At 63.3% G+C, this 1,494-nt stretch carries 4 protein-coding genes; all 4 read left to right on the forward strand.

Annotated elements, in window-relative coordinates; genetic code table 11:
* A partial coding sequence (locus tag EN964_RS34345) for a 50S ribosomal protein L18 (protein ID WP_281059596.1) occupies window positions 1-71 on the forward strand: 71 nt, incomplete at its 5' end.
* Window positions 72-219: 148 nt separating this feature from the next.
* Window positions 220-783, forward strand: coding sequence for a 30S ribosomal protein S5 (rpsE, locus tag EN964_RS34350; RefSeq protein ID WP_006333394.1), 564 nt, complete (start codon window positions 220-222; stop codon window positions 781-783).
* 24 nt (window positions 784-807) lie between these two features.
* Window positions 808-1,005, forward strand: a complete 198-nt coding sequence (gene rpmD / locus EN964_RS34355; RefSeq protein ID WP_006205449.1) for a 50S ribosomal protein L30 — start codon at window positions 808-810, stop codon at window positions 1,003-1,005.
* Between the two features lie 22 nt (window positions 1,006-1,027).
* Window positions 1,028-1,494 (forward strand): 50S ribosomal protein L15 (gene rplO / locus EN964_RS34360; protein WP_127277428.1); only part of this gene is annotated, 467 nt, incomplete at its 3' end.

A 1,494-nucleotide genomic window follows, 5' to 3' on the forward strand; every position in this document is an offset into this window, starting at 1 on the left:
GTGCCTACATCTATCACGGCCGCGTCAAGGCGCTCGCCGAGGCTGCCCGCGAAGGCGGCTTGAGCTTCTAAGCATAGTCCCGAAAAGTTGCAGACTTTTCGGATAGGGATTATGCGAAGGAATTGATTTCGCCCCCGGTGACCGTTTCCCGATTTATTCGGGGCGAGGCACCGGATCTTATCAGCAACCGTGCTTCCGGAAAAAAACAAGGAACAGGATATGGCACAGGAACGTAGGGATGGCGGCCGCGGCCGCGATCGTGAAGAACGCGATGACGGCATGGTGGACAAGCTCGTCCACATCAACCGCGTCGCCAAGGTCGTCAAGGGCGGCCGTCGCTTCGGTTTTGCAGCACTCGTCGTCGTCGGCGACCAGAAGGGCCGCGTCGGCTTTGGTCACGGCAAGGCGCGCGAAGTGCCGGAAGCCATCCGCAAGGCAACTGAATCGGCCAAGCGCGACATGATCTTCGTGCCGCTGCGCTCGGGCCGTACGCTGCATCACGACGTCGAAGGACGCTGGGGTGCTGGACGCGTGCTGCTGCGCGCCGCCAAGCAAGGTACCGGCATCATCGCCGGTGGCCCGATGCGCGCTGTCTTCGAGACGCTCGGCATGCATGACGTGGTCGCCAAGTCGATGGGTTCGTCGAACCCCTACAACATGGTTCGCGCCACCTTCGACGCGCTGAAGAGCCAGATGCATCCCAAGGATGTGGCTGCTGCTCGCGGCATCAAGTATTCGACCCTTCAGGCCCGCCGCGGCACCGCCGTTGCGGCTGAAGAATAGTCGATCTGACCAGGGATTTTGACCATGGCCAAGAAAGCAACCAAGACCATCACCGTTGAGCAGATTGGTTCGCCGATCCGCCGTCCGAAGGAGCAGCGCGCGACGCTGGTCGGCCTCGGCCTCAACAAGATGCACAAGCAGCGCACGCTGGAAGATACGCCCTCCGTGCGCGGCATGATCGCTGCCGTCCAGCATCTCGTCCGCGTCGTGGACGAGGGCTGAGCCAGAGCGCAGGAGAACTCAGATGAAACTCAACGATCTGCGTGACAAGGACGGCGCGACGCACTCCAAGAAGCGTCTCGGCCGTGGTATCGGCTCCGGCTCCGGCAAGACCGGCGGTCGCGGCGTCAAGGGCCAGAAGGCGCGCTCCGGCGTCGCCATCAACGGCTTCGAGGGTGGCCAGATGCCGCTCTACCGGCGCCTGCCGAAGCGTGGCTTCAATAACATCTTCGCCAAGAGCTTCACCGTCGTGTCGCTGGCCCGCATCCAGGTGGCCATCGACGCCAAAAAGCTCGACGCCAAGGCGACCGTGACGGCTGAATCGCTGGTTGCCGCCGGCGTCATCCGCCGCGTCAAGGACGGCGTGCGCATCCTCTCGGACGGCGAGATCAAGGCGAAGCTCGCCTTTGACGTCGCCGGCGCCTCCAAGGCCGCGATCGAGAAGATCGAAAAGGCCGGCGGTTCGGTCAAGCTGCCGCAGGAAAAGGCAGC

Source organism: Mesorhizobium sp. M7A.F.Ca.CA.001.10.2.1 (assembly GCF_003998575.1).
GTDB lineage: Bacteria > Pseudomonadota > Alphaproteobacteria > Rhizobiales > Rhizobiaceae > Mesorhizobium.